Source organism: Dietzia sp. IBK-p2-16D, from assembly GCF_057773085.1.
The window spans coordinates 368,604-390,916 of the sequence record NZ_JBYMTL010000001.1; the positions used below are offsets into that span (position 1 = coordinate 368,604).

The 22,313-nt window shown below is 70.4% G+C and carries 25 protein-coding genes; 3 read left to right on the top strand and 22 right to left on the bottom strand.

Annotation, left to right across the window (positions count from 1 at the left end; genetic code table 11):
* Positions 1-89 precede the first annotated feature (89 nt).
* From ispG to dxr, 3 genes are all read right to left on the bottom strand, one after another.
* On the bottom strand, positions 90-1,238 hold the full coding sequence (ispG, locus tag AC3DE3_RS01790; protein WP_260489129.1) for a flavodoxin-dependent (E)-4-hydroxy-3-methylbut-2-enyl-diphosphate synthase: 1,149 nt from the start codon (positions 1,236-1,238) through the stop codon (positions 90-92).
* 135 nt (positions 1,239-1,373) lie between these two features.
* Positions 1,374-2,594: a M50 family metallopeptidase gene (locus AC3DE3_RS01795; protein ID WP_488368775.1), complete on the bottom strand. Its 1,221-nt coding sequence runs from the start codon at positions 2,592-2,594 to the stop codon at positions 1,374-1,376.
* Positions 2,595-2,597: 3 nt separating this feature from the next.
* Positions 2,598-3,776 carry a 1-deoxy-D-xylulose-5-phosphate reductoisomerase gene (gene dxr, locus AC3DE3_RS01800; protein ID WP_488369090.1) on the bottom strand — a complete coding sequence of 393 codons (1,179 nt, stop codon included), beginning with the start codon at positions 3,774-3,776 and terminating at the stop codon, positions 2,598-2,600.
* 148 nt (positions 3,777-3,924) lie between these two features.
* On the opposite strand from dxr, the gene AC3DE3_RS01805 reads away from it, so the two are divergent.
* On the top strand, positions 3,925-4,311 hold the full coding sequence (locus tag AC3DE3_RS01805) for a DUF2631 domain-containing protein (protein ID WP_488368776.1): 387 nt from the start codon (positions 3,925-3,927) through the stop codon (positions 4,309-4,311).
* Between the two features lie 163 nt (positions 4,312-4,474).
* Here the strand turns inward: AC3DE3_RS01805 and rlmN are convergent, their stop codons facing one another.
* Positions 4,475-5,584, bottom strand: a complete 1,110-nt coding sequence (gene rlmN / locus AC3DE3_RS01810) for a dual-specificity RNA methyltransferase RlmN (RefSeq protein ID WP_488368777.1) — start codon at positions 5,582-5,584, stop codon at positions 4,475-4,477.
* 84 nt (positions 5,585-5,668) lie between these two features.
* On the opposite strand from rlmN, the gene AC3DE3_RS01815 reads away from it, so the two are divergent.
* Positions 5,669-6,094: a LapA family protein gene (locus tag AC3DE3_RS01815; RefSeq protein WP_488368778.1), complete on the top strand. Its 426-nt coding sequence runs from the start codon at positions 5,669-5,671 to the stop codon at positions 6,092-6,094.
* A gap of 80 nt (positions 6,095-6,174) precedes the next feature.
* Here the strand turns inward: AC3DE3_RS01815 and AC3DE3_RS01820 are convergent, their stop codons facing one another.
* From AC3DE3_RS01820 to rpsB, 5 genes are all read right to left on the bottom strand, one after another.
* Positions 6,175-7,053, bottom strand: a complete 879-nt coding sequence (locus AC3DE3_RS01820; RefSeq protein ID WP_488368779.1) for a phosphatidate cytidylyltransferase — start codon at positions 7,051-7,053, stop codon at positions 6,175-6,177.
* A gap of 41 nt (positions 7,054-7,094) precedes the next feature.
* Positions 7,095-7,652: a ribosome recycling factor gene (gene frr, locus AC3DE3_RS01825; protein ID WP_260487713.1), complete on the bottom strand. Its 558-nt coding sequence runs from the start codon at positions 7,650-7,652 to the stop codon at positions 7,095-7,097.
* 50 nt (positions 7,653-7,702) lie between these two features.
* Entirely contained in the window at positions 7,703-8,428 is a 726-nt protein-coding gene (gene pyrH, locus AC3DE3_RS01830) for a UMP kinase (RefSeq protein WP_260487714.1), read from the bottom strand.
* Positions 8,429-8,669: 241 nt separating this feature from the next.
* A complete protein-coding gene (tsf, locus tag AC3DE3_RS01835) occupies positions 8,670-9,494 on the bottom strand; it encodes a translation elongation factor Ts (RefSeq protein WP_260487715.1) in 825 nt (274 codons plus the stop codon).
* 208 nt (positions 9,495-9,702) lie between these two features.
* Complete coding sequence (gene rpsB / locus AC3DE3_RS01840) at positions 9,703-10,599, bottom strand: 30S ribosomal protein S2 (RefSeq protein ID WP_260487716.1); 897 nt, start codon at positions 10,597-10,599, stop codon at positions 9,703-9,705.
* A 446-nt stretch (positions 10,600-11,045) separates the two neighbouring features.
* Between rpsB and AC3DE3_RS01845 the strand changes: the two genes are divergently transcribed.
* The gene (locus AC3DE3_RS01845) at positions 11,046-11,618 is read left to right on the top strand and encodes a M23 family metallopeptidase (protein WP_488368780.1); all 573 of its coding nucleotides are present in this window, start codon (positions 11,046-11,048) and stop codon (positions 11,616-11,618) included.
* 26 nt (positions 11,619-11,644) lie between these two features.
* On the opposite strand, the gene AC3DE3_RS01850 is transcribed toward AC3DE3_RS01845, so the two are convergent.
* The 13 genes from AC3DE3_RS01850 to ffh form a co-directional block, all read right to left on the bottom strand.
* Positions 11,645-12,613 carry a tyrosine recombinase XerC gene (locus tag AC3DE3_RS01850; protein ID WP_488368781.1) on the bottom strand — a complete coding sequence of 323 codons (969 nt, stop codon included), beginning with the start codon at positions 12,611-12,613 and terminating at the stop codon, positions 11,645-11,647.
* Between the two features lie 122 nt (positions 12,614-12,735).
* Positions 12,736-13,938, bottom strand: a complete 1,203-nt coding sequence (dprA, locus tag AC3DE3_RS01855) for a DNA-processing protein DprA (protein WP_488368782.1) — start codon at positions 13,936-13,938, stop codon at positions 12,736-12,738.
* Positions 13,938-15,455 (bottom strand): YifB family Mg chelatase-like AAA ATPase, encoded by a 1,518-nt coding sequence (locus AC3DE3_RS01860; RefSeq protein WP_260487720.1) that lies wholly within the window; start codon positions 15,453-15,455, stop codon positions 13,938-13,940. Before AC3DE3_RS01860 ends, dprA begins: the two co-directional genes overlap by 1 nt.
* A gap of 2 nt (positions 15,456-15,457) precedes the next feature.
* Positions 15,458-15,892: a YraN family protein gene (locus AC3DE3_RS01865; protein WP_488368783.1), complete on the bottom strand. Its 435-nt coding sequence runs from the start codon at positions 15,890-15,892 to the stop codon at positions 15,458-15,460.
* Positions 15,893-16,035: 143 nt separating this feature from the next.
* Entirely contained in the window at positions 16,036-16,341 is a 306-nt protein-coding gene (locus tag AC3DE3_RS01870) for a DUF2469 domain-containing protein (protein ID WP_007632861.1), read from the bottom strand.
* On the bottom strand, positions 16,338-16,985 hold the full coding sequence (locus AC3DE3_RS01875) for a ribonuclease HII (protein WP_260487722.1): 648 nt from the start codon (positions 16,983-16,985) through the stop codon (positions 16,338-16,340). Before AC3DE3_RS01875 ends, AC3DE3_RS01870 begins: the two co-directional genes overlap by 4 nt.
* Before the next feature lie 53 nt (positions 16,986-17,038).
* Positions 17,039-17,803: a signal peptidase I gene (lepB, locus tag AC3DE3_RS01880; protein ID WP_396119293.1), complete on the bottom strand. Its 765-nt coding sequence runs from the start codon at positions 17,801-17,803 to the stop codon at positions 17,039-17,041.
* A gap of 62 nt (positions 17,804-17,865) precedes the next feature.
* Entirely contained in the window at positions 17,866-18,207 is a 342-nt protein-coding gene (gene rplS / locus AC3DE3_RS01885) for a 50S ribosomal protein L19 (RefSeq protein WP_260487723.1), read from the bottom strand.
* A gap of 162 nt (positions 18,208-18,369) precedes the next feature.
* On the bottom strand, positions 18,370-19,152 hold the full coding sequence (trmD, locus tag AC3DE3_RS01890) for a tRNA (guanosine(37)-N1)-methyltransferase TrmD (RefSeq protein ID WP_260487724.1): 783 nt from the start codon (positions 19,150-19,152) through the stop codon (positions 18,370-18,372).
* A gap of 32 nt (positions 19,153-19,184) precedes the next feature.
* On the bottom strand, positions 19,185-19,718 hold the full coding sequence (rimM, locus tag AC3DE3_RS01895) for a ribosome maturation factor RimM (protein WP_260487725.1): 534 nt from the start codon (positions 19,716-19,718) through the stop codon (positions 19,185-19,187).
* A 41-nt stretch (positions 19,719-19,759) separates the two neighbouring features.
* Complete coding sequence (locus tag AC3DE3_RS01900) at positions 19,760-20,002, bottom strand: RNA-binding protein (protein ID WP_260487726.1); 243 nt, start codon at positions 20,000-20,002, stop codon at positions 19,760-19,762.
* A gap of 5 nt (positions 20,003-20,007) precedes the next feature.
* Positions 20,008-20,502, bottom strand: a complete 495-nt coding sequence (rpsP, locus tag AC3DE3_RS01905; RefSeq protein WP_260487727.1) for a 30S ribosomal protein S16 — start codon at positions 20,500-20,502, stop codon at positions 20,008-20,010.
* 195 nt (positions 20,503-20,697) lie between these two features.
* Positions 20,698-22,266, bottom strand: a complete 1,569-nt coding sequence (gene ffh / locus AC3DE3_RS01910; RefSeq protein ID WP_260487728.1) for a signal recognition particle protein — start codon at positions 22,264-22,266, stop codon at positions 20,698-20,700.
* Positions 22,267-22,313 lie beyond the last annotated feature (47 nt).

Genomic DNA, 22,313 nt, shown 5'->3' on the forward strand with positions numbered 1-22,313 from the left:
ATACCTCGAGAACCGCCCGCGACTCACCCGGGCCGACAGCCCGGCAGGCGCCGAGCCCGGTCCGCGGGGCAGCCGTGTCGGTCATCGGACTATCGCGTGACCTTGACCTGCGGCCCCTGGCCGGCAGCGGCCTCCCCCACGGGTTCGCCCATCTCCTCCGCGATCCGCATGGCCTCCTCGATGAGGGTCTCGACGATCATCGCTTCCGGAACGGTCTTGATGACCTCGCCCTTGACGAAGATCTGCCCCTTGCCGTTGCCCGACGCGACGCCCAGATCGGCCTCACGCGCCTCACCGGGCCCGTTGACGACGCACCCCATGACCGCAACCCGGAGAGGCACGCTCATCCCCTCGAGGCCGGCCGTGACCTCGTCCGCGAGCTTGTAGACGTCCACCTGGGCACGACCGCAGGACGGGCAGGACACGATCTCGAGCTTGCGGGGACGGAGATTCAGCGACTGCAGGATCTGCGTGCCCACCTTGATCTCCTCCGCCGGGGGCGCCGACAGCGAGACCCGGATCGTGTCGCCGATGCCCTCGGACAGGAGGGCCCCGAACGCCACGGCGGACTTGATGGTGCCCTGGAACGCCGGCCCGGCCTCCGTCACACCGAGGTGGAGCGGGTAGTCCGTCCTCGCCGCGAGCTGACGATAGGCCTCGACCATGATCACCGGATCGTTGTGCTTGACCGAGATCTTGATGTCGCCGAACCCGTGCTCCTCGAACAACGACGCCTCCCACATGGCCGATTCAACGAGAGCCTCGGGGGTGGCCTTTCCGTACTTGGCGAGCAGGCGGGGGTCCAGGGAGCCGGCGTTCACACCGATACGGATGGGGATGCCCGCGTCTCCCGCGGCCCGGGCGACCTCCGCGACGCGTCCGTCGAACTCCTTGATGTTGCCCGGGTTGACCCGCACCGCCGCACAGCCGGCGTCGATCGCCGCGAAGATGTACTTGGGCTGGAAGTGGATGTCGGCGATCACCGGGATCGGTGACTTGCGCGCGATGGTCGACAGCGCGTCGGCGTCCTCCTGCCGGGGGCAGGCAACGCGGACGATGTCGCAGCCCGACGCCGTGAGCTCGGCGATCTGCTGCAACGTCGAGTTGATGTCGTGGGTCTTGGTGGTGGTCATGGACTGGACCGAGACCGGATGATCGCTGCCCACGCCCACCTGGCCGACGAACAGCTGCCGGGTCTTGCGCCGCGGCGCGAGGACGGGCGGCGGACCGTCGGGCATGCCCAGTCCGACCGGGATCGAGGATGAGTCGTTCACTTCAGGCCTTCCGTAGGGGTTGCCAGCCGGGTGCTCGCAGGTCCCGGGACCCATTATCCGGGTATCCGGGCGCGGGTGCGAGGTGGGTGTGCGCCCGGATCAGCCGGGCAGCAGGATCGGGTTGACGAAGTCGGCGGTGATGACGATCGCGGACACTCCGATGAGGAGCACGAACACCGCCATCGTCAGGGGCGCCAGCTTCTCGTAGTCCGCGGGACCGCCCGGCGCGAGGCCGCGCAGTCGACGGAGGACGTCACGGATCTTCTCGTAGAAGACCACGGCGATGTGGCCGCCGTCGAACGGGGTCAGTGGCACGAGGTTGAACGCGCCCAGGAACAGGTTGAGCCCGGCGAGGAAGAGCAGGAACAGACTCCACAGGCCCTGTTCGACCGCCTGCCCGCCGATGTAGCTGGCCCCCACCACGGACACCGGGGAATCCTCTGCCCGCTCGCCGCCGAAGATCGACGCCGCCACCGCGGGGATCTTGGCCGGGAACGAGATGAGCCCCTCGATCGTCGCCTCGACCATCTCGCCGGTGAAGACGAACGTCGCGGGGACCGCACTCAGCGGGTCGTAGGTGTTGACGGTCTGGTAGGCGGGATCGTCGAGGATCTCCCGGGGGATACCGTCCTCCGAGAGCCGGACCCCGAGCGCACCCCGCTCCTGCCCGTCGACACTCGACGAGGTCAACGTCGTCGTCGTCGTGATCGTGGCCCCGTCGCGTTCCACCGCCACCGGCACGGTCTCACCGGGCCGTGCCGAGACCACGGTGGACAGCTCGTCCCAACTCGCCACCGGGACGCCGTCGACCGACGTGATCCGGTCGCCCGGCAGGATCCCCGCCTCGCCGGCCGGGCCGACCCCGGGCCCGCACCGGTTGGCGCCCGCGCAGGTGTCACCCACGACGGCCGCGACACGGTCCGTGGGGATCGGCTGGACGTCCCGGTTCACCAGGCCCCAGCCCAGGGCGACGGTGTAGAACAGCGCGATCGCCAGGACGATGTTCATGACAGGCCCGGCCAGGAGCACCGCGACGCGCTTCCACCAGGCCTGGCGCCACATGGCCTTCGGCTCGTCCTCGGGCGACAGCTGGTCGTAGGCGGTCATCCCGGCGATGTCGCAGAACCCGCCGAGCGGGATCGCCTTGAGGCCGTACTCGATACCGCCGCGTCGGACGGACCACACGGTGGGGCCGAAACCGACGAAGAACCGACGGACCCTCATGCCCGACCACAGGGCGACCCGCATGTGGCCGTACTCGTGCAACACGATCGACACCATGATCCCGAGCGCGAACAGGACGACTCCGAAGACCAGCACGACTCAGCCCTCCAGGCCCGTGACGAGGGTCGCGGCGTGCCGCCGCGCCCAGGACTCCGCCGCCGCTACGTCATCCGGGTCCCGCGGGTCGGAGGACCACTGATCCGCCGCCCCCACGGTCTCCGCCACGACGTCGACGATGTCGAGGAATCCGATCCGACCGTCCAGGAAGGCCGGGGCGGCCTCCTCGTTCGCCGCGTTGAACACCGCCGTCCGCAGGCCGCCCGCCTCGCCCGCCGCGCGGGCCACCGAGATCGCCGGGAACGTCTCCTCGTCGACGGGTTCGAAGGTCCAGGTGTGGGCCTGCGAGAAGTCCAACGGGGTCGACGCGCCGGGTATCCGGGACGGCCAGCCGAGGGCCAACGCGATCGGCAGCTTCATCGACGGTGGCGAGGCCTTGGCCACGGTCGCGCCGTCGACGAAGGTCACCGCCGAGTGCACCACCGATTGGGGGTGCACGGTCACGTCGATCCGATCGTAGGGGACCCCGAACAGCAGGTGGGCCTCGATGAGCTCCAGGGACTTGTTCACCAGCGTCGCGGAGTTCAGCGTGATCATGCGGCCCATCGCCCACGTCGGGTGCCGGAGCGCCTCGTCGGCCGTGACGTTCCCCAATTCAGCCCGGGTACGGCCCCGGAAGGGACCACCGGACGCGGTCAACACCAGCGACGCCACCTCGTCGGCGGTTCCCGCCCGGAGGCACTGCGCCATCGCGGAGTGCTCGGAGTCGACGGGGATGAGCTGCCCCGGCGCCGCGGCCCCGGTCACCAGGGCACCTCCGGCGACGAGGGACTCCTTGTTCGCGAGCGCCAGACGCGCACCCGTGCGCAACGTCGCCAGGGTGGGCCCGAGGCCGATCGATCCGTCGATTCCGTTGAGCACCACATCGGCCTGCACCGCCCCCACCAGCTCGGTGGCGGCCTCGGGACCGGTGAGAACCGTGGCCTCCGGGAACCACGAGCGGATCCGCTCGGCCGCGGCCGGGTCGGAGATGGCGACGAACCCGACGCCGGTACGGCGGATCTGCTCCGCCAGCAGATCGACCCGGCCCCCGCCCGCGGCCAGACCGACGACCTCGAAGCGGCCGGGTCCGGCCTCGGAGGTCACCTCGAGGGCCTGCGTACCGATCGAGCCGGTACTGCCGAGGACGAGAACACGCGTGGTCACCCCGCCATTGTCCATGCCCGGGGCGTCTGATGCCGCATCACCGGCCCCCGGTGTGGCGGGGACCGGCGGGTTACCCGTCGACCACCGGACGTCGTGTGACAAACTGGGCACGATGTCGGCGGCCCGCAGGGCTGCCAGCGAGCCGTGAGGAGAACCGGGGAGCATGAGCGCGGACGGGCACCACACCAGCAAGGAGATCGTCGTCGACGGGATCAGCACCCTCGACGAGCCCTCGGTCGAGTGGGGCTGGCACAAGCACAGCAGGATGGTCGGCCTCGTCGCTGGCGGTTTCTTCGTCCTCTTCATGCTGGCCATGCTGTTCGGCAACCACATCGGACGAGTGGAGAACATCTGGCTGGTGTCGGTCGCCGCCTTCCTCGCGATCTGGATGTTCCTGTCGCTGCGCCCCAAGAAGGACAACACCTCGAAGCGGACCAGGGTCTTCGAGGTCTCGCCGGATCACTACGCCGTGGTCGGCGCTGCCGCCTCGGGCCATGTTGGTGCCGAGGCCGCGAGGAACCCGCAGGGCCGGGCACCGGCCAAGCACTGACCCCGGTAGACCCGAGAAGGGCCGCCACCGCTCCGTGGAGTGGTGGCGGCCCTTCTCGTCGTCCGTGGCTCCGTCCGGCGGGTGCATCGACCCGGGCCGGAGGGGCACACCGGGGTCACTCCCCCGCGATCATCCCACGGCCGCGTTCTTCTCTAGGCCCCGTTCATCCCTCTGCCGCGAGCTGGCCGCACGCCGCGTCGATCTCCTGTCCACGGGTGTCGCGCACGGTGCACGAGACGCCGGCCGAACGCACTGCCGTCACGAAGGCGTCCTGCTGATGGCGGGGACTGGCGTCCCACTCGCTGCCCGGGGTGGGGTTGAGCGGGATGAGGTTCACGTGTGCCATCGGTCCAAGCCGCTGGGCGAGGAGCCGGCCGAGCATCTCGCCCCGCCAGGTCTGATCGTTGACGTCGCGGATCAGCGCGTACTCGATGGACACCCGTCGGCCTGTGGCATCGGCGTAGTGACGTGCGGCGTCCATGACCTCGGACACCGGCCAGCGGTTGTTGACCGGCACCAGGGTGTCCCGGAGTTCGTCGTCCGGCGTGTGCAGGGACACCGCCAGCGTGACCTGGAGCCCCTCCTCGGCGAGGCGGTGGATGGCGGGCACGAGTCCGACCGTCGAGACGGTGACCGAGCGCTGCGACAAACCGAATCCGGACGGCGGCGGTGCGATGATCCCCCGCACGGCGGTCATGACGCGCGTGTAGTTGGCGAGAGGCTCCCCCATGCCCATGAACACGACGTTCGAGAGCCGGCCGGGCCCGCCCGGGATCTCGCCGTCGCGCATCGCCCGAGCGGCCACCCTGACCTGCTCGAGGATCTCGGCCGCCGAGAGGTTCCGCTGTAGACCGCCCTGTCCCGTCGCACAGAACGGGCACGCCATCCCGCACCCGGCCTGACTCGAGATGCACACGGTGGCCCGGTCGGGATAACGCATGAGAACGCTCTCCACCAGGGACCCGTCGTGCAGCTTCCACAGGGTCTTGCGGGTGGTGCCCTCATCAGTGGTGACGTGCCGCAGCGACGAGGTCAGCGAGGGGAACAACTCCTGACCGACCTTCTCGCGCAGATCCGCGGGGAGATCGGTCATCTCACGTGGATCCGCCTCGAGACGCCCGAAGTACTGGTTGGCCAGTTGTTTGCCGCGGAAGGCGGGCACGCCGAGTTCGCCCATCGCCTCTGCGCGTCCATCGGAGTCCAAGTCGGCGAAGTGGCGAGGAGGCAGCCCTCGGCGGGGGGCGTCGAAAACGAGCGGGAGAGGTTCAGCCATGATGCGGCCATTGTGTCAGAAACGGACGACCGCAACACATCGCGAGCGGTGCCGTCGGGACGGGGAAGGGCATACAGTCCAGGTATGGCACAGCGTTCACACGACCCGACCGACCGCCCTCAGGCCTCCCCCGTCGGGGGGCACGACGAGATCCGCGTCGAGGACACCCATGCGAGCTCCACCCCGGTGCCCACGGACGGGACAGTCGATACAACACGCACTCACGAGCAGGACGCTCTTCCCGATTCATCGGGAGGGCTCCTCGGCTCCGCGTGGGTGGGTCTGGTCCTGGGTGCTCTCGTCACCATCCTGCTACTGATCTTCATCGCCCAGAACACGGCCTCGACCGATGTCCGCTATCTGGGGCTGCAGTTCAGCCTCCCCCTGGGGGTGCTGATCCTCTTCGCCGCCATCGCCGGCGCCCTGATCATGGCCCTGTTCGCCGGTTTCCGGATCCTCCAGCTGCGGATGCGCGCACGTAAGGCGCGCAAGCTGACCACCCGCTACTGACGCACGACGCCCGGGCCGGGGCGGTGGATGCCGGATCCCAGCCCGGATCCCACCCCGGGTCGGCCGGGGTGGGGTGTCGGTCAGGTCGGGACGACGTAGGTGAAGATGACCCACACCACGACAGCCGTGGGCAGCACCGAGTCGAGACGGTCCATGAAGCCACCGTGCCCCGGAAGTAGGGTGCCCATGTCCTTGATGCCCAGGTCGCGCTTCACCTGCGATTCCACCAGATCACCCAGCGTCGCGGTGAATACCGTCAGTACCCCGAGCAGGATGCCCTTCCAGATGCTGTCGTCGAACAGCAGGGACACCACCAGGGCGCCGCCGACCGTGGCGAACAGGATCGATCCGGCGAAACCCTCCCAGGACTTCTTGGGGCTGATGGCGGGAGCCATGGGGTGCTTGCCGAACAGCACCCCCGCCACGTAACCCCCGACATCGGAGCACACGACCAACAGGATGAGTGCGACCACCCGCTGGGCGCCGAAGTCCCCGTCCGAGAGCATCGCGCCCAGGGATCCGGGCACCGCGATCCACGCCAGGACGAACAGCGCGACCGAGACGTCCCGCATGTAGTTCTTCGGCGCGGTGGTCAACCCGGCCATGAGCAGTCGCCAGACCAGGACGACCACGGCGGTGACGGCAAAGGCCGCGAACGCCCCCTCCGCCCCGGTGAGGAACCCCGCCCAGACCATCGCCTGGCCACCGGCAAGGAGCGGGATCAGGGGAAGACTGAACTGCGCCTGCCGCAGACGCTTGAACACCTCCCAGGTACCGATGGCCACCGCGCCCGCAGCGACGAGGTACCAGGCTCGCGGGGTGAACGCGATGCTCGCGATCACGAGCGCACCCAGGCCGACCCCGACCGGGATGGCCCGGGTCAGGTCGCGGCCCGCGCGCGACGGAGGCGCGGCGGCCGCGGCGGTGGGCCCGGGCGGGCCCTGGGGAGCGGTGTCCACGGCGTACTCCTCGGTTCTCGGGTGGTGGTTACTGGAGAAGGTCAGACCTCCATCAGGTCGCCTTCCTTCGCCTTGACGAGCTCGTCCACCTCGCCGACGAAGCGCTGGGTGAGCTTGTCCAGCTCCTTCTCGGCGGCATTGACCTCGTCCTCCCCGGCCTCGCCGTCCTTGTCGATGCGCTTGAGCTCGTCCATCGCCTTGCGCCGGACGCCCCGGACCGCGATACGGCCGTCCTCGGCCTTGCCCTTGGCCTGCTTGACCAGGTCGCGGCGCCGCTCCTCGGTGAGCTGCGGAACGGTGACCCGGAGGACCTGACCGTCGTTGGTCGGGTTGACCCCGAGATCCGAGTTGCGGATCGCGTTCTCGATCGGACCGATCTGCGACATCTCGTACGGCTTGATGATGAGCATGCGCGGCTCGGGTGCCGTGATGGTGGCCATCTGGGTGATGGGCGTCAGCGAGCCGTAGTACTCGCACAGCACGCGGTTGAACATGCCGGGATTGGCGCGACCGGTGCGGATGGCGGTGAGCTCCTCGCGGACGTGCTCGATCGCCTTCTCCATCTTCTCCTCGGCCTCGAGCAGAGTGTCGTCGATCATGTCTGTCTCTTTTCGTTGGGGTCGGTGGCTGTCGTCCGGTGAAGGGCGGGTCAGGAAGTACTGCTCACCAGGGTCCCGATCTGCTCACCGGCGACGGCGCGCGCGATGTTCCCCTCGGTGAGGAGATTGAAGACCAGGATGGGCATGTCGTTGTCCATGCACAGGCTGAACGCCGTGGCATCGGCCACCTTCAGGCCCCGCTCGAGGCATTCGCGGTGTTCGATCCGGGTGAAGAGCTCCGCCTCGGGATTGGTCCGTGGGTCGTCCGAGTAGACGCCGTCCACGGCCTTGGCCATGAGCAGGACGTCAGCCTTGATCTCCAGCGCGCGCTGCGCGGCGGTGGTGTCGGTGGAGAAGTAGGGCATGCCCATCCCGGCGCCGAAGATCACGACGCGGCCCTTCTCCAGGTGGCGCTCGGCCCGCAGCGGGATGTACGGCTCCGCGACCTGCCCCATGTGGATGGCGGTCTGGACGCGGGTCGAGACCCCCTCCTGCTCGAGAAAGTCCTGGAGCGCCAGGCAGTTCATCACCGTGCCGAGCATGCCCATGTAATCGCTCCGGGCGCGGTCCAGGCCGCGCTGCTGGAGCTGCGCCCCGCGGAAGAAGTTCCCGCCACCGATGACGATCGCGATCTGCGCGCCGGTCCGGGACACCTCGGCGATCTGCCGCGCGACGGACTGCACCACGTCGGGATCGATCCCCACGCTGCCGCCGCCGAACATCTCGCCGCCGAGCTTGAGCATCACACGTTTGTAGCCGTCCCGCGGGTCGGTCATCCCTCTCCTCGTCCCGGGCGGATCCAGCCCGTGTCGCGCGCGTTCACGCCCCCGCCGTCGAGTGGTCGACGGTGGCGAGTGGTCCGTGGTGGGACCGCGTTCATTCTGCCCTATCGACACGCGCACCACACTCCAGCCCGCCGGGTACGGGCGCACCCGCCCGCACGGACGCGGACGGCGGCACCCGGGAATCCGGGTGCCGCCGTCGTCAGTGAACCCGCGCCGGCGGGTTCGGCCACTGTCAGGCCTGGCCGACCTCGAAGCGCAGGAAGGCCGAGACCTTGGCACCGGCTTCGTCCAGAAGGGCGCCGACGGTCTTCTTGCTGTCCGTGACGGACGCCTGGTCGAGCAGGCAGACGTCCTTGTAGAAGCCGTTGAGTCGGCCTTCGACGATCTTCTGCAGCGCCTGCTCGGGCTTGCCCTCCTCGCGCGCGGTGGCCTCGGCGATCTCGCGCTCCTTGGCGACGATGTCGGCAGGCACCTCTTCGCGGGAGACGTACTGCGCCTTGAGCGCGGCGATCTGCATCGCGGCGGAACGGGCGGCCGCCTCGGCGGCCTCGCCCTCTCCGGTGTACGCGACCATGACGCCGACGGCGGGCGGCAGGTCGGAGGAGCGCTTGTGCAGGTAGACCGCGACGGGGCCGTCGAGCTTGCCCACGCGACGCAGGACGAGCTTCTCGCCGGACTTGGCGGAGAAGGACACGACCGAGTCGGCGACGGTCGAACCGTCGAGCTCGGCGGCGTTGAGCGCGTCCAGGTCGGAGATGCCGTTGGCCGCGGCGACGTCGACGATCTTGTCGGCCAGCGCGATGAACTCGGCACTCTTGGCGACGAAGTCGGTCTCGGAGTTGAGCTCGATCATGACGCCGTCCTTGATGGCGACCAGGCCCTCGGCCGTGGTGCGCTCGGCGCGCTTGCCCACGTCCTTGGCTCCCTTGATACGCAGGACCTCGACGGCCTTGTCGAAGTCGCCGTCGGTCTCCTCGAGAGCCTTCTTGCAGTCCATCATCCCGGAGCCGGTGAGCTCACGCAGACGCTTGACGTCGGCAGCGGTGTAGTTCGCCATGGTGGGGCGACCCTCCTTAAAGGGGTTCGTGATGTGTCGGGAAAAGTGTTCTGAGTCGGTCGGCGGGCGTGATCGCCTCCACCCTAGACGCCGGGGCGTCGGTGGATCGTCCGCCCACCGCCTCCGACACCTCGGGCCCGGCCCCCGGAGGATCCCCGTGGGGATCGTGGGCGGCCGGGCCCGACGGTGCTCGAGCTGGTGGCGAGGATCAGGCCTCGGTGGCCGGCGCCTCGGTGGTGGCGGCCTCGGTCTCCTGGGCGTCGGCCGCGGGGGCCTCGGCGACGGGGGACTCGGTGCCGGTGACCTCGGCAGGCGCCTCGGCACCCTCGGTCGTGGCGGCCCCGGTGACCTGGTCCAGCTGCTCGGCCTCCCACTCGGCGAGCGGCTCGGCCTCTTCACCGGTGGTCTTGCCGGCCTGCGAACGGGCCTTGAGGCCCTCGGCGACGGCGGAGGCGATGACGCGGGTCAGCACGGTGACCGAGCGGATCGCGTCGTCGTTCGCCGGGATCGGGTAGTCCACGACGTCCGGGTCACAGTTGGTGTCGAGCAGCGCGACGACCGGGATGTTGAGCTTGCGGGCCTCGCCGACGGCGATGTGCTCCTTGTTGGTGTCGACGACCCACACCACGGAAGGGACCTTGCTCATGTCGCGCATACCGCCGAGGGTGCGCTCGAGCTTGTTCTTCTCACGCGTGAGCATGAGGATTTCCTTCTTGGTGCGACCCTCGAATCCGCCCGACTGCTCCATGGACTCGAGCTCCTTGAGGCGGACGAGCCGCTGGTGCACGGTCTGGAAGTTGGTGAGCATGCCACCCAGCCAACGCTGGTTGACGTACGGCATGCCAACCTTGGCGGCCTCCTCGGCGATGGCCTCCTGGGCCTGCTTCTTGGTGCCGACGAACAGGACGGTGCCGCCGTGGGCGACGGACTCCTTGACGAACTCGTACGCCTGGTCGATGTACGTCAGGGTCTGCTGCAGGTCGATGATGTAGATGCCGTTGCGGTCGGTGAAGATGAACCGACGCATCTTCGGGTTCCAACGGCGGGTCTGGTGGCCGAAGTGGGCACCTGCGTCGAGCAGCTGCTTCATGGAGATGACTGCCATGATGGATTGAGGGCTCGTCCGGCTTGGAAGCAGCCGGACCGCGAGGCCCTCGTCCTCGCTTTCTGTGTATCGGGTTATGCCCTCGAAGCCGGGTGGCCTGAAGGCCCTGGTGTCCGCCCCGGGCCGGACCCCCGCCTGGGCGGGGGCACCTGCGGGTCCGGGGTCCGGGTGGCCGGGGCTGGTCGCCCCGGGGCCCGGATGCGGCCTCCCGTCACCGGGTTGCCGCAGGGCACGCGAAGTCGATCGACGCAGAGTCGACCGCACCGGAAGCATATCCCCTCCGGCGCGTGCCTCCAAGGTGGGCCACCCACGTAGCACCCGCGCGCCGGTCGCCGCCGGGGCTGGCCCCTCCGTCCTCCGCTGCGCCTGGGGATGGTCGTCCACTTCCTCCACAGACTCCGAACTGCCCATGGCGTCCGGCCGCTGCGCCACGGTGGACTGTCGGTATGGAGTTGATCCGGTTCGGCCCACGGGGTGTGCGGGGGCGTGTGTCCGCCGGCCTGGCCTGCGCGGTCCTCGTCGTCGTCCCCGTCGCGGGTGCGGCACCCGGGGCGCCGCCCGGGCACATGCGCAACCCCCTGTCCGGTCCGGTGTCGGTGGCGACCCCCTTCGATCCCCCGGCCCGGCGTTGGCTGCCGGGTCACCGGGGGGTCGACCTGGCGGGAGCGCCCCTCGCCGTGGTGCGAGCGCCTGCCGACGGGATGATCCTCTTCACGGGCGCCGTGGGTGGGAGGCCTGTCCTGTCGATCGACCACGGGGACGGCCTGCGCAGCACCTACGAGCCGGTGCGCGCGTCTGTCCGGGTCGGTGATTCCGTCGCCGCGGGCGAGGAGGTCGGCCGATTACTCGCCGGCCACCCCGGGTGCCCGGTCGCGGGTTGTCTGCACTGGGGCGCGAGGGTCGCGACGGGGGGCCCGTGGGGTGACGACGACGAGTACATCGATCCGCTGACACTGCTCGCCGCCGCCGAACGGCCGATCCGCCTCAAACCCACGCTGCCCGGAGACGGGGCCGGCTGACCCGCGGCCCGCACCCGTCGCTCCTGTCAGGCGCGGGGATGGGCACCCCGGTAGGCGGAACGGAGCCGGTCCGCCGAGACGTGCGTGTAGATCTGTGTGGTCGCCGGAGTGGAGTGCCCGAGCAGCTCCTGCACATGCCGTAGGTCCGCCCCGCCCTCGAGCAGGTGCGTCGCCGAGCTGTGCCTCAGTGCGTGCGGTGAGACCCTCGGCGCGCCGGGAGTGGCGTCGGTGACCTCGTTGACGATCCGCCGTGCCGTCCTGGGGTCGAGTCTCCCTCCCCGCGCCCCGACGAGCAGGGACGGGCCGGACCGGGCGGTGGCCAGTGCCGGTCGCCCGCCCTCGAGCCAGGCGCGCACGGCACGCTCCGCGGGGGCGCCGTACGGGACGGCACGTTCGCGGTCCCCCTTGCCCACCACCCGCAGCAGCCGCCTTTCGGTGTCGATGTCGTCCACATCGAGCCCACACAGCTCGGCCACCCGGATCCCGCAGGAGTACAACAACTCCACCACCAGCCGGTCGCGGAGGGCGATCGGGTCCCCCTCGCTCGCACCGAGCTCGGTCGTGCGCATCGTCTCGGCGGCCTGGGTGACATCGAGAACCTCGGGCAGGTGGCGCCGGGCGCGGGGCGCCTCGAGACGGGCTCCGATGTCGGTGTTCACCAGACCTGTCCGGGCGGCCCACCCACTGAAGGAGCGGGCGGCGGCCACCCGGCGGGCGACCGTCGACCGTGCCGCCCCGGCGCCGACCTGCGCGGCGAGCCACCCGCGCAGGGCCGGGAGGGTGAGCGCCGCCCGCAGGTCCGCGGCGGTGGTGCGTCCGCCGGCGTCGCCCGCGAGGTGGGTGAGGAGACCACGGACATCGGACTGATAGGAACGGACGGTCGCCTCGGACCGGCCTCGGCTGGCGCGGAGGTACTCGACGAAGTCGTCGACCACGCCCCCGAACAGCGCCGACGGGCCGCCCCCACCACTCTCCGTCGTGCTCACCTGCCCCATGAGTACCAATTGTCACCGGCTTCTCGGAGGCGCGCAAGCGTGCCGGGCCGGGCATCTGGTCACGGTGGTGCAAGGGGCGGTGGTGCAGTGCTGCGGTGGTTCAGCAGTGCCGAGGGGAACCGTCACCCCACCGGGAAGCTCATCTGCACCCCGCCGCCGGCCCTGCGCCACCCTTCCGGGCCCCGCACCGCGGCCCCAGTGGACAGGAGCCGACCGAGCACCGCCCTCGTGGTGACGGGTGCGATGCCCGCCGACGCCGCGATCTCGGCAGGCGCAGCACCCCCTCGGGTGGGCAGCGCCTCCATGATCCGTCTGGTGGCGTCGTCCAGACCGTCCCACGCCCCGTCCTCGCCCCGGGGCACCGGGGATGTCTCCCCCATCCGGCCGGCGAGCTCGACCACGTCGGACGAACGCCCGACCAGCACCGCACCCCGCTCCCGGAGCAGCAGATGGCACCCCACCGAGGCGACCGAGGTCACCGGCCCCGGTAACGCTCCGACCGGACGGTCCAGCGCTGACGCCCACGCCGCCGTGCTGAGGGCGCCGCTGCGGGCGGCCGCCTCCACCACCACCGTGGCGCCGGTCAGGGCGGCGATGATCCGGTTCCGGTCGAGGAAGCGGTAACGGGTCACCCCGGTCCCGGGCGGTTGGGCCGAGACCACCGCGCCGGTCGCCGCGACCTCCCGCAACATCGCGTCGTTGCCTCGCGGGTAGAGCCTGTCCACCCCGCCCGCCAGCACCGCGATCGTGGTGCCGCGGACGCCGAGCACAGCACGGTGGGCCGCGGCGTCTATCCCGAAAGCGCCTCCCGACACCACGGTGAACCCCTCGGCGGACACCCCGGCGCACAGGTCGGCGGTCACCGCTCTCCCGTACGGAGTGGGCGCCCGGGTCCCGACGACTGCGACGGCTCTGCCCAGCACCCGCGCCGGGTCGGCGGGGCCACGCCACCACAGTCCGAGCGGGCGCAACGCGGTGGGCACCCCTCCCGTCCCGTCACGCCGCCGTCCCCGCGGCCGGTCCAGAGGCTCGAGTGCGTACTCCGGCCACCCCGGGTCCCCGGGCACCACGAGCCGGGCGCCCACCTCGTCGGCCGCCTCCAACAGCTGTGCCCCGTCGACGAGGTCCCGCCGCGCCGCGGTCTGGCCGGTCAGGGCCTCGCCCACCTCTCCGGAGCGGATCAGCTCCCGAGCCCGCACCGGCCCCACCGCGTCCACCAGGTCCCACAACTGGGCGGTCGGACGCTCGGCCACCGCTCCCAGATAGGCATAGGCCTCGCGCACCTCCGACGGAACCGCCACCCCGGATTCAGACCCCACGGCCATCACTCCTCCCCTCTCAGCACGAGCGCCTCCGCCACGTGTTCCTCACCCGGCACGGTGGCGCCCTCCAGGTCCGCGACCGTCCACGCCAGGCGCAGGCACCGGTCGACCCCGCGCGGGGACAACACCCCGTGCGCCAGGGCCCGGTCCAGCGGGTGCAGCGCCCGGCGGTCGAGCCCCCACACCGATCGCAGGACCCGTCCGGGAACCTCGGCGTTGGCCCGCGCCCCTGCGGCATCCGGGCACCCCGCCCACCTCTCCGCGGCGGCCGCCCTCGCCGTCGACACCCTCCGCCGGACCGCGGCGGTGTCCTCGCCCTCTCCCACGGCGAACAGTCCGGAACCGATGGGGAGCGTCCGCGCGGCGATGTCGATGCGGTCGCGCAGCGGTCCGGTCAGCGACCGGCCGTAGCGTCGCCGGGCATCCGGGGTACACGTGCAGGCGTCCGGCCGCGCACTCCCACACGGGCAGTCATTGGCCGCCATCACCAGTTGGAAGCGGGCCGGGAATACCGAGATTCCGTCACGCCTGGCGATCCTGACCTCCCCGTCCTCGAGTGGAGTGCGCAGGCTGTCCAGCACCCGGCCGGGGAACTCGGCGCATTCGTCGAGGAACAGCACCCCCCGATGGGCGAGCGTCACCGCCCCGGGACGGGCGACGTTGTTGCCCCCGCCCACGAGAGCGGCCACCGACGCCGAATGGTGTGGCGCCACGAACGGCGGGCGTCGCAGCAGCGGGTCGCGGGGAGCGAGCTGTCCCATCACCGAGTGGATCGCCGTCGCCTCGAGGGCGTCCCGCTCCCCCAGGTCGGGCAACAACCCCGGAAGGCGACGCGCGAGCATGGTCTTGCCCGTACCCGGTGCACCGCGTAACAACACGGCGTGCCCGCCGGCCGCCGCGACCTCCACAGCGCGCCGGCAATCGTCCTGCCCGTGCACCTCGGCGAGATCGGTGTGGGGTCGTCCGTTCACCGCGCGGGGCTCCGGGGCGTCCGTGACCAGGGAGCCCGCACCCCGGCACCACGCCGCGAGCGTTGCGAGCGAGTCCGCGCCGGCGGTGTCGATGCCCCCGACCAGCCGGGCCTCCGCGAGATTCGCGGCAGGGACTATCGCCCGTCGCAGCCCGGCCTCCCGCGCCGCGAGCACCGCGGGCAGGACCCCGCGTACCGGCCGGACCCGGCCGTCCAGTGCGAGCTCGCCGACCAGCAGGGTGCCGTCGACCCCCGCCCCGGGCAGTTCCCCGCTCGCGATGAGGGTGCCCACCGCGAGCGGCAGGTCGAAACCAGATCCCCGCTTGGGTAGCGCCGCCGGGGACAACGACAGGACGACCTTGCCCGCCGGCCAGGTCAACCCGCTGTTGATCACGGCGGCCCGCATCCGCTCCCGCGCCTGTAACACCGCCGAGTCCGGCAACCCCACGATGCTGACCCCGGGAAGCCCGCGGCCCACGTCGGCCTCGACCTCCACCAGCTGTCCCCCGACCCCCTGCAGCGTGACCGCCCAGGTCCGACCGAGCGCCACGGCTACAGCACGTCCTCGAACAGCTCGAGCCGAGGACGAGAGGGGTCGGCCAGGTCCACGCCCACCACGTCGAAGCAGACCTGGCGCCACCGGCCCGGGTTCTCCGACAGCCAGTGGGCGGCCAGACGGCGTAGCCGCCGTCGCTTCTCCGCGGTGACCGACTCGGCGGGCGTGCCGAAGCGCGTACTCGTGCGGGCTCGGACCTCCACGAACCGCAGCCGCCCCGCGGCGTCCAGGACGACGAGATCGAGCTCGCCGGCCCGGCACCGCCAGTTCCGGCTGATCACCACGCCGCCCCGGGCCTCCATCAGCCCCGCCGCGTGGTCCTCGCCGAGCCGCCCAATCCGTCGGCGGGGATCCACACCGCCCCCTGCCACACCGCTGCCCACCGCACCGTCGCCCGCCGATCGCCCGCCAGGCCCCTGGTCCCCCGTCATCGCCAGCCCTCCCCGGCAGCCCGGTCCGTCCGGGCCCGCCGGGGCACACCCTGCCGGACGACAACGGCCCGGTCCGCGGGTCGCGGACCGGGCCGTGGGCCCCCTGTGGAGGGGACGTGGGCTGTGGATGACGGGGCGGAGGGTTACTCCGGGAGCCGCAGTTCCGGCTTGTCGAGCTCCTCGATGTTGACGTCCTTGAAGGTCAACACCCGGACGTACTTCACGAAACGCGCAGGACGGTACATGTCCCACACCCAGGCGTCGGACATCCGCACGTCGAAGTAGACCTCCCCGTCCGCGGACCGCGGGATCAGCTCCACGGCGTTGGCGAGGTAGAAGCGCCTCTCCGTCTCGACGACGTAGGTGAACTGGCCGACGATGTCGCGGTACTCGCGGTAGAGCGAGAGCTCCATCTCGGTCTCGTAGTTCTCCAGATCCTCGGCGCTCATCTCGTGCTGCTCCTCGAATGCGCCTGCGCGGCGCGACGGACGTTGGCGTACGACATCCGATGGACGTCGCTGGGACCGAGCTGCTCGATCGCCCTGGCGTGACTCGTGGTGCTGTATCCCTTGTGCGCGGCGAAGCCGTATCCCGGATACCGCGAGTCGAGGTCCACCATAATCCGATCCCGCGTCACCTTCGCGAGGACACTCGCGGCGGCGATGGATGCGACGACCGCATCACCCCCGATCACTGAGGTGGACTGACACCCGAGCCCGTCGACGGCGAACCCGTCGGTCAGGACGAAACCGGGCGCCGGGTCCAGCGCGGCGACCGCACGACGCATCCCCTCGAGGTTGCACCGGTGGATCCCGCGCTCGTCGATCCGGTCCGATTCGATCACCACCACGCTCACCGCCGAGGCCCTCCGCAGCACCACGTCGTGCAGACGGTCCCTGGTCGCGGCGGAGAGTTTCTTGGAATCATCGAGATCAGCCAACTCGGGGTGGAGTCGATCGCCCAGCACGCACGCCGCCACCACGAGCGGACCGGCGCAGGATCCACGCCCCGCCTCGTCGACGCCGGCGACCGGCCCGAGGCCCCGTCGCGACAGTGCGGCCTCGAGCGCCAGACGTCCGTCGCGCCGGGTCACCCGCACCCGCCCGGGAAGGAGACCGTCCCGTGGTCGCTGCGGTCGCGTCCGACTCACTCCGCGGTGATATCCGGGGAGGACACCGTCCCGATCCGGTTGAACGGGAGGATGATCGCCCGGACCTTGCCGATGATGTTCTCCCCGGGCACCGTTCCCTGGAACTCGTCCCCCATGTGGAATCGGGAGTCCGCGGAGTTCCCGCGGTTGTCCCCCATCACCCAGTAGTTGCCCTCCGGGACGGTCACCGGCCCGAAGGCACAGTTGAGGGGGTTCTTGACCGGCGAGGGGTCTTCCTTGAGGTACGGCTCGTCCAACGGCTGGCCGTCGACCAGCAGCCCGCCGTCCGGGGAGCACCCTCCGACGGTCTGACCCCCCACGGCGATGACGCGCTTGACCATGTCGTTCTGGTCGGGCGGGACGATGCCGATGACGCCGCCGATGTTCTGGAGGGTTCTGATCGCCGGGTTGTCCGAGCGGATGGACTGGTAGCCCTCGTTCCACGAATCGGGCCCCTTGAACACCACCACGTCCCCGGGTCGTGGGTCACCGAACCGGTAGGTGATCTTGTCCACGAAGATGCGGTCGCCGGTACACCCCGCGCACCCGTGCAGCGTGGGCTGCATGGATTCGGACGGAATCTGATAGACGCGACCGACGAAGGTCTGGAACACGAACACCAGGACCAGTGCGATCACCACCAGTAGCGGGATCTCGATGTACCAGGGCTGGCCCTTCTTCTCGACGCCGTGAGCCGGGGCCCCGTCATCACGGGACCCCGGCTCGGCGGTGTCATGTCCAGGCGTATCGGTGCTGCTCACCCGGATGAGCGTAGTCGATCCCGCACCGCCGACGGCGGCCGAGTCTGACCCGCTCTAGACGATCAGCGCTTCTCCTTGATCTTCGCGGCCTTGCCGCGGAGCTCACGCAGGTAGTACAGCTTGGCGCGGCGCACGTCACCGCGGACGAGGACGTCGATGCGGTCGATGGTGGGCGAGTGCACGGGGAACGTGCGCTCGACGCCGACGCCGAACGAGACCTTGCGGACGGTGAACGTCTCGCGGACGCCGCCGCCCTGGCGACGGATCACGACACCCTTGAAGACCTGGATGCGCTCCTTCGAGCCCTCGATGACCTTGACGTGAACGTCGAGGGTGTCACCGGGACGGAAGTCCGGGATGTCGGACCGGAGTGACTTGTTGTCGATGAAGTCGAGAGTGTTCATTGGGTTCCTTGCATGTCAGGAATGAGGACAGAGGACCCTGGCGCCCGCCTGCAGGCGGGACGACCGGTTCGTGCCCCGGATCAGCGCGACCGTCAGCGCGCGCACGTGGCGCCCACAAGGTCAACCTCGCTAGTGTGCCATCCTCCCCGCGGCCGACCCAAATCAGTCGGTGGGGGTGACCCAGCCGACCTCCGAGAGGGTGGCCAGGTCGGCACGGTTCAACTCGACGGACCGGAGGAGGTCAGGCCGCCGCTCGGCGGTGCGTCTCAGCGACTCGTCCCGGCGCCATCGCGCGATCTTCGCGTGATCACCGGTCTTGAGGATCCCCGGCACCGGACGGTCGCGCCACACCTCGGGCCGGGTGTAGCTGGGCCCCTCGAGCAGACCATCGGAGAAGGAGTCCTCTTCGTGGCTGCGTCGGTTCCCCAGCACCCCGGGCAGGAGTCGGGTGACCGCTTCGGCGATGACGAGGACCGCCACCTCTCCCCCTATGAGGACATAGTCGCCGATGCTCACCTCTTCGACGTCCATTCGCGTGGCCGCCTCGTCGACGACACGCTGGTCGATCCCCTCGTAGCGGCCACAGGCGAACAGCAGGTGGCGGCGTCGGGCGTATCGGTGCGCGTCCGGCTGGGTGAACGGTCGACCCGCGGGGGTCGGGACGATCAGGAGCGGCCGCGCGTCCGCGTCCTCGGTGTCCGGGGCCGCGGGCGGCGACGTCGGCACGAGATCGTCCAGGGCCTCGCCCCACACCGTCGGCCGCATGACCATTCCGGGCCCGCCGCCGAACGGCGTGTCGTCGACCGACCTGTGGACGTCGTGCGTCCAGTCGCGCAGATCGTGGATCCCGACCTCGACGATGCCCCGGTCTGCGGCGCGGCCGATCAGCGCCAGCCGGAGCGGGGCGAGATAATCGGGGAAGACGGTGACGACGTCAAGCCGCATGCGTGGACCGTCCCCGGCGGCGGGGCGTCCGGTCACGACGTTCCCAGGTCGAGCAGTCCCTCCGGCGGGTCGATGACGCACGTCCCCGCGGCGATGTCCACCTCGGGGACCATCTCGGAGACGAAGGGCACCAGGGCGTCGGTTCCGACGGCCAGCCGGATGTTCAGGAGCTCGCCGGCCGGAGTGTGCACGATCTCGGTCACCTCGCCGAGGACGGCGCCCGCCGTGTCGAGCACCCGGAGTCCCACCAGTTGGTGATCGTGGAACTCGTCCGGGTCCTCCGGGTCCTGCAGGGCGTCCGAGTCCACGAGCAGGAGCATTCCGCGGAGGCCGTCCGCGGTGTCCCGGTCCGCGACGCCGACCAGACGCACCAGAAGCCGCCCGGAATGCTGCCGGGCGGCTTCGATGGTGACGTCGCGATCGGTGGCCTGGTCCCCACGGCCCACACGCCCGACGAGACGGGTCCCGACCGCGAACCGCTCGTCCGGGGAGTCGGTGCGGACCTCCACCACGAGCTCCCCGCGGACGCCGTGCGACTTGACGACACGTCCCACGACGAGTTCCATGGCGGTTCCAGTCCTCCGATTACCGATGTGTGCGGGCGGGGTCAGCGGTCGGTGTCGACCACGTCGACCCGGACGCCCTCCCCGCCGACGGCGGAGACGATCGTCCGGATCGCGGAGGCGGTACGGCCGCCCCGTCCGATGACACGGCCGAGATCCGCGGGCGCGACGGCCACGCGGATCACGGTGCCGCGCCGACCACCACTCGACCGCACGGACACCGCGTCGGGATCCGACACGATTCCGCGGACGAGGTGGTCGACGGCGTCGACGACCATGTCGTTCATCTGACTCAGGCCTCGGCGGTCTCGGCGTCGGCCGAGGCGGACTCGCCCTCGCCGGACTCGGCCGCCTTGGCGGCCTCCTGCTCGGCCTTCTTGGCCTCTTCCTTCTTCGCCTTCTCGGCCTTGCGCTTGGCGGTGATGGCCTCGGCGGAGGGCTCGCCCTGGGCGTCCTCGAGGGCCTTGTTGAACAGGTCCAGCTTCGAGGGCTTGGGCTCGGCGACCTTCAGGGTGCCCTCGGCGCCCTCGATCCCCTTGAACTTCTGCCAGTCACCGGTGATCTTGAGCAGCTGCTCGACGGCCTCGGTGGGCTGGGCCCCGACTCCGAGCCAGTACTGCGCGCGCTCCGAGTCGATCTGGATGAAGCTCGGCTCCTCCTTGGGACGGTAGAGGCCGATGGTCTCGATGGAGCGCCCGTCGCGGCGCGTGCGGGCGTCGGCGACGACGACGCGGTACTGCGGGTTGCGGATCTTGCCGAGGCGGGTGAGCTTGATCTTGACGGCCATGAGCTCGTCTCACTTTCTGTAGCGGGTCACGTGGCGATTCGGCGGCGCCCGCCCTGGTGGCGGGGCCCGGTTTCGCCTTCCGGGTGACCGCCGTTCGGCACGGACCCACGAGGGGTCCACCGGTGACGGCGTCCAGCGGACCAGTCTAGACAGCCCGGGATGGTGCGCACCAATCGGCACGCCCCCTCTGCCTGCTCAGCGCTTCGGGAACTTGAGGTCGTTGAGGTCGATCCCCTCCAGCCCCGGTGGGAGCTGGTCGAGTCCGGGCGGCAACTGGGACAGGTCCGGCATCCCGCCGGGCGGCATCCCGGGCATCCCCGGCATACCGCCGGGCATCATCCCCCGCTGCTTGGGCTGGGTGGGACCGCGGCCCTTGCCCTTCCCCTTGCCCTTCTTGTTCTTGCGCTGGTTCTTGCGTCCCGCCCCGGGCATACCCATCTGGCCTGCCATGCGGCTCATCATCTTGCGGGCCTCGAAGAACCGGTCGACCAACTGATTGACGTCGGTGACCGTGACCCCCGAGCCGTTCGCGATGCGCTGGCGTCGCGACCCGTTGATGATCTTGGGGTCGGCGCGCTCCTCGGGGGTCATACCGCGGATGATCGCCTGGATGCGGTCGAGGTACTTCTCGTCGATGTCTCCGACAGCGGCCTTCATCTCCTTGCCGCCGGGCAGCATGCCGAGAAGGTTCCCGATGGGCCCCATCTTGCGGATCATCAGCATCTGGTCGAGGAAGTCCTCGAGCGTGAGCTCGCCGGAGCCGATCTTCGCGGCGGTCTTCTCCGCCTCCTGCGCGTCGAAGACCGTCTCCGCCTGCTCGATGAGCGAGAGGACATCGCCCATTCCGAGGATCCGGCTGGCCATCCGGTCGGGGTGGAAGACATCGAAGTCTTCGAGCTTCTCGCCGTCCGACGCGAACATGATCGGCGTCCCGGTGAGCTCCCGGACGCTGAGCGCGGCGCCACCGCGGGCGTCACCGTCGAGCTTGGTGAGCACGACGCCGGTGAAGCCGACGCCCTCGCGGAACGCCTCGGCCGTGACCACCGCGTCCTGACCGATCATCGCGTCCAGGACGAAGAACGTCTCGTGCGGCTGGACGGCGTCCCGAATGCCCCGGGCCTGGGCCATCATCTCCTCATCGATACCGAGGCGGCCGGCGGTGTCGACGATCACGACGTCGTGCATTTTCGCGCGGGCGTGCGCCAGACCGCGCTGCGCCACGGACACCGGCTCCTGCACCCCGATCACCGCACCATCACCACCGACGGAGGTCCCGGGGTGCGGGGCGAAGGTGGGCACACCGGCCCGCTCACCGACGATCCGAAGCTGGTCGACAGCCCCGGGTCGCTGGAGGTCGCAGGCGACCAGGAGCGGGGTGTGCCCCTGTCCCTTGAGCCAGTGCGCGAGCTTTCCGGCCAGGGTGGTCTTACCCGCACCCTGGAGGCCGGCGAGCATGATCACCGTGGGGGGCTGCTTGGCGAACTCGATCCGCCGCTCCTCGCCGCCGAGAATGGCGGTGAGCTCGGCGTCGACGATCTTGACGACCTGCTGGGCCGGGTTGAGCGCTTCGGAGACCTCCGCGCCCTTGGCCCGCTCCTTGACCCGCGAGATGAACTCCCGCACGACCGGCAGGGCGACGTCGGCCTCGAGCAACGCGAGGCGGATCTCGCGGGCCGTCGCGTCGATGTCGGCCTCGCTGAGCCGACCCTTTCCGCGCAGGTCCTTGAGCGCACCTGTGAGGCGGTCGGACAAGGATTCGAACACGGCAACAGCTCCCTGGTTCGCGGCCCGGGAGCGCGCATGGTTCCCGG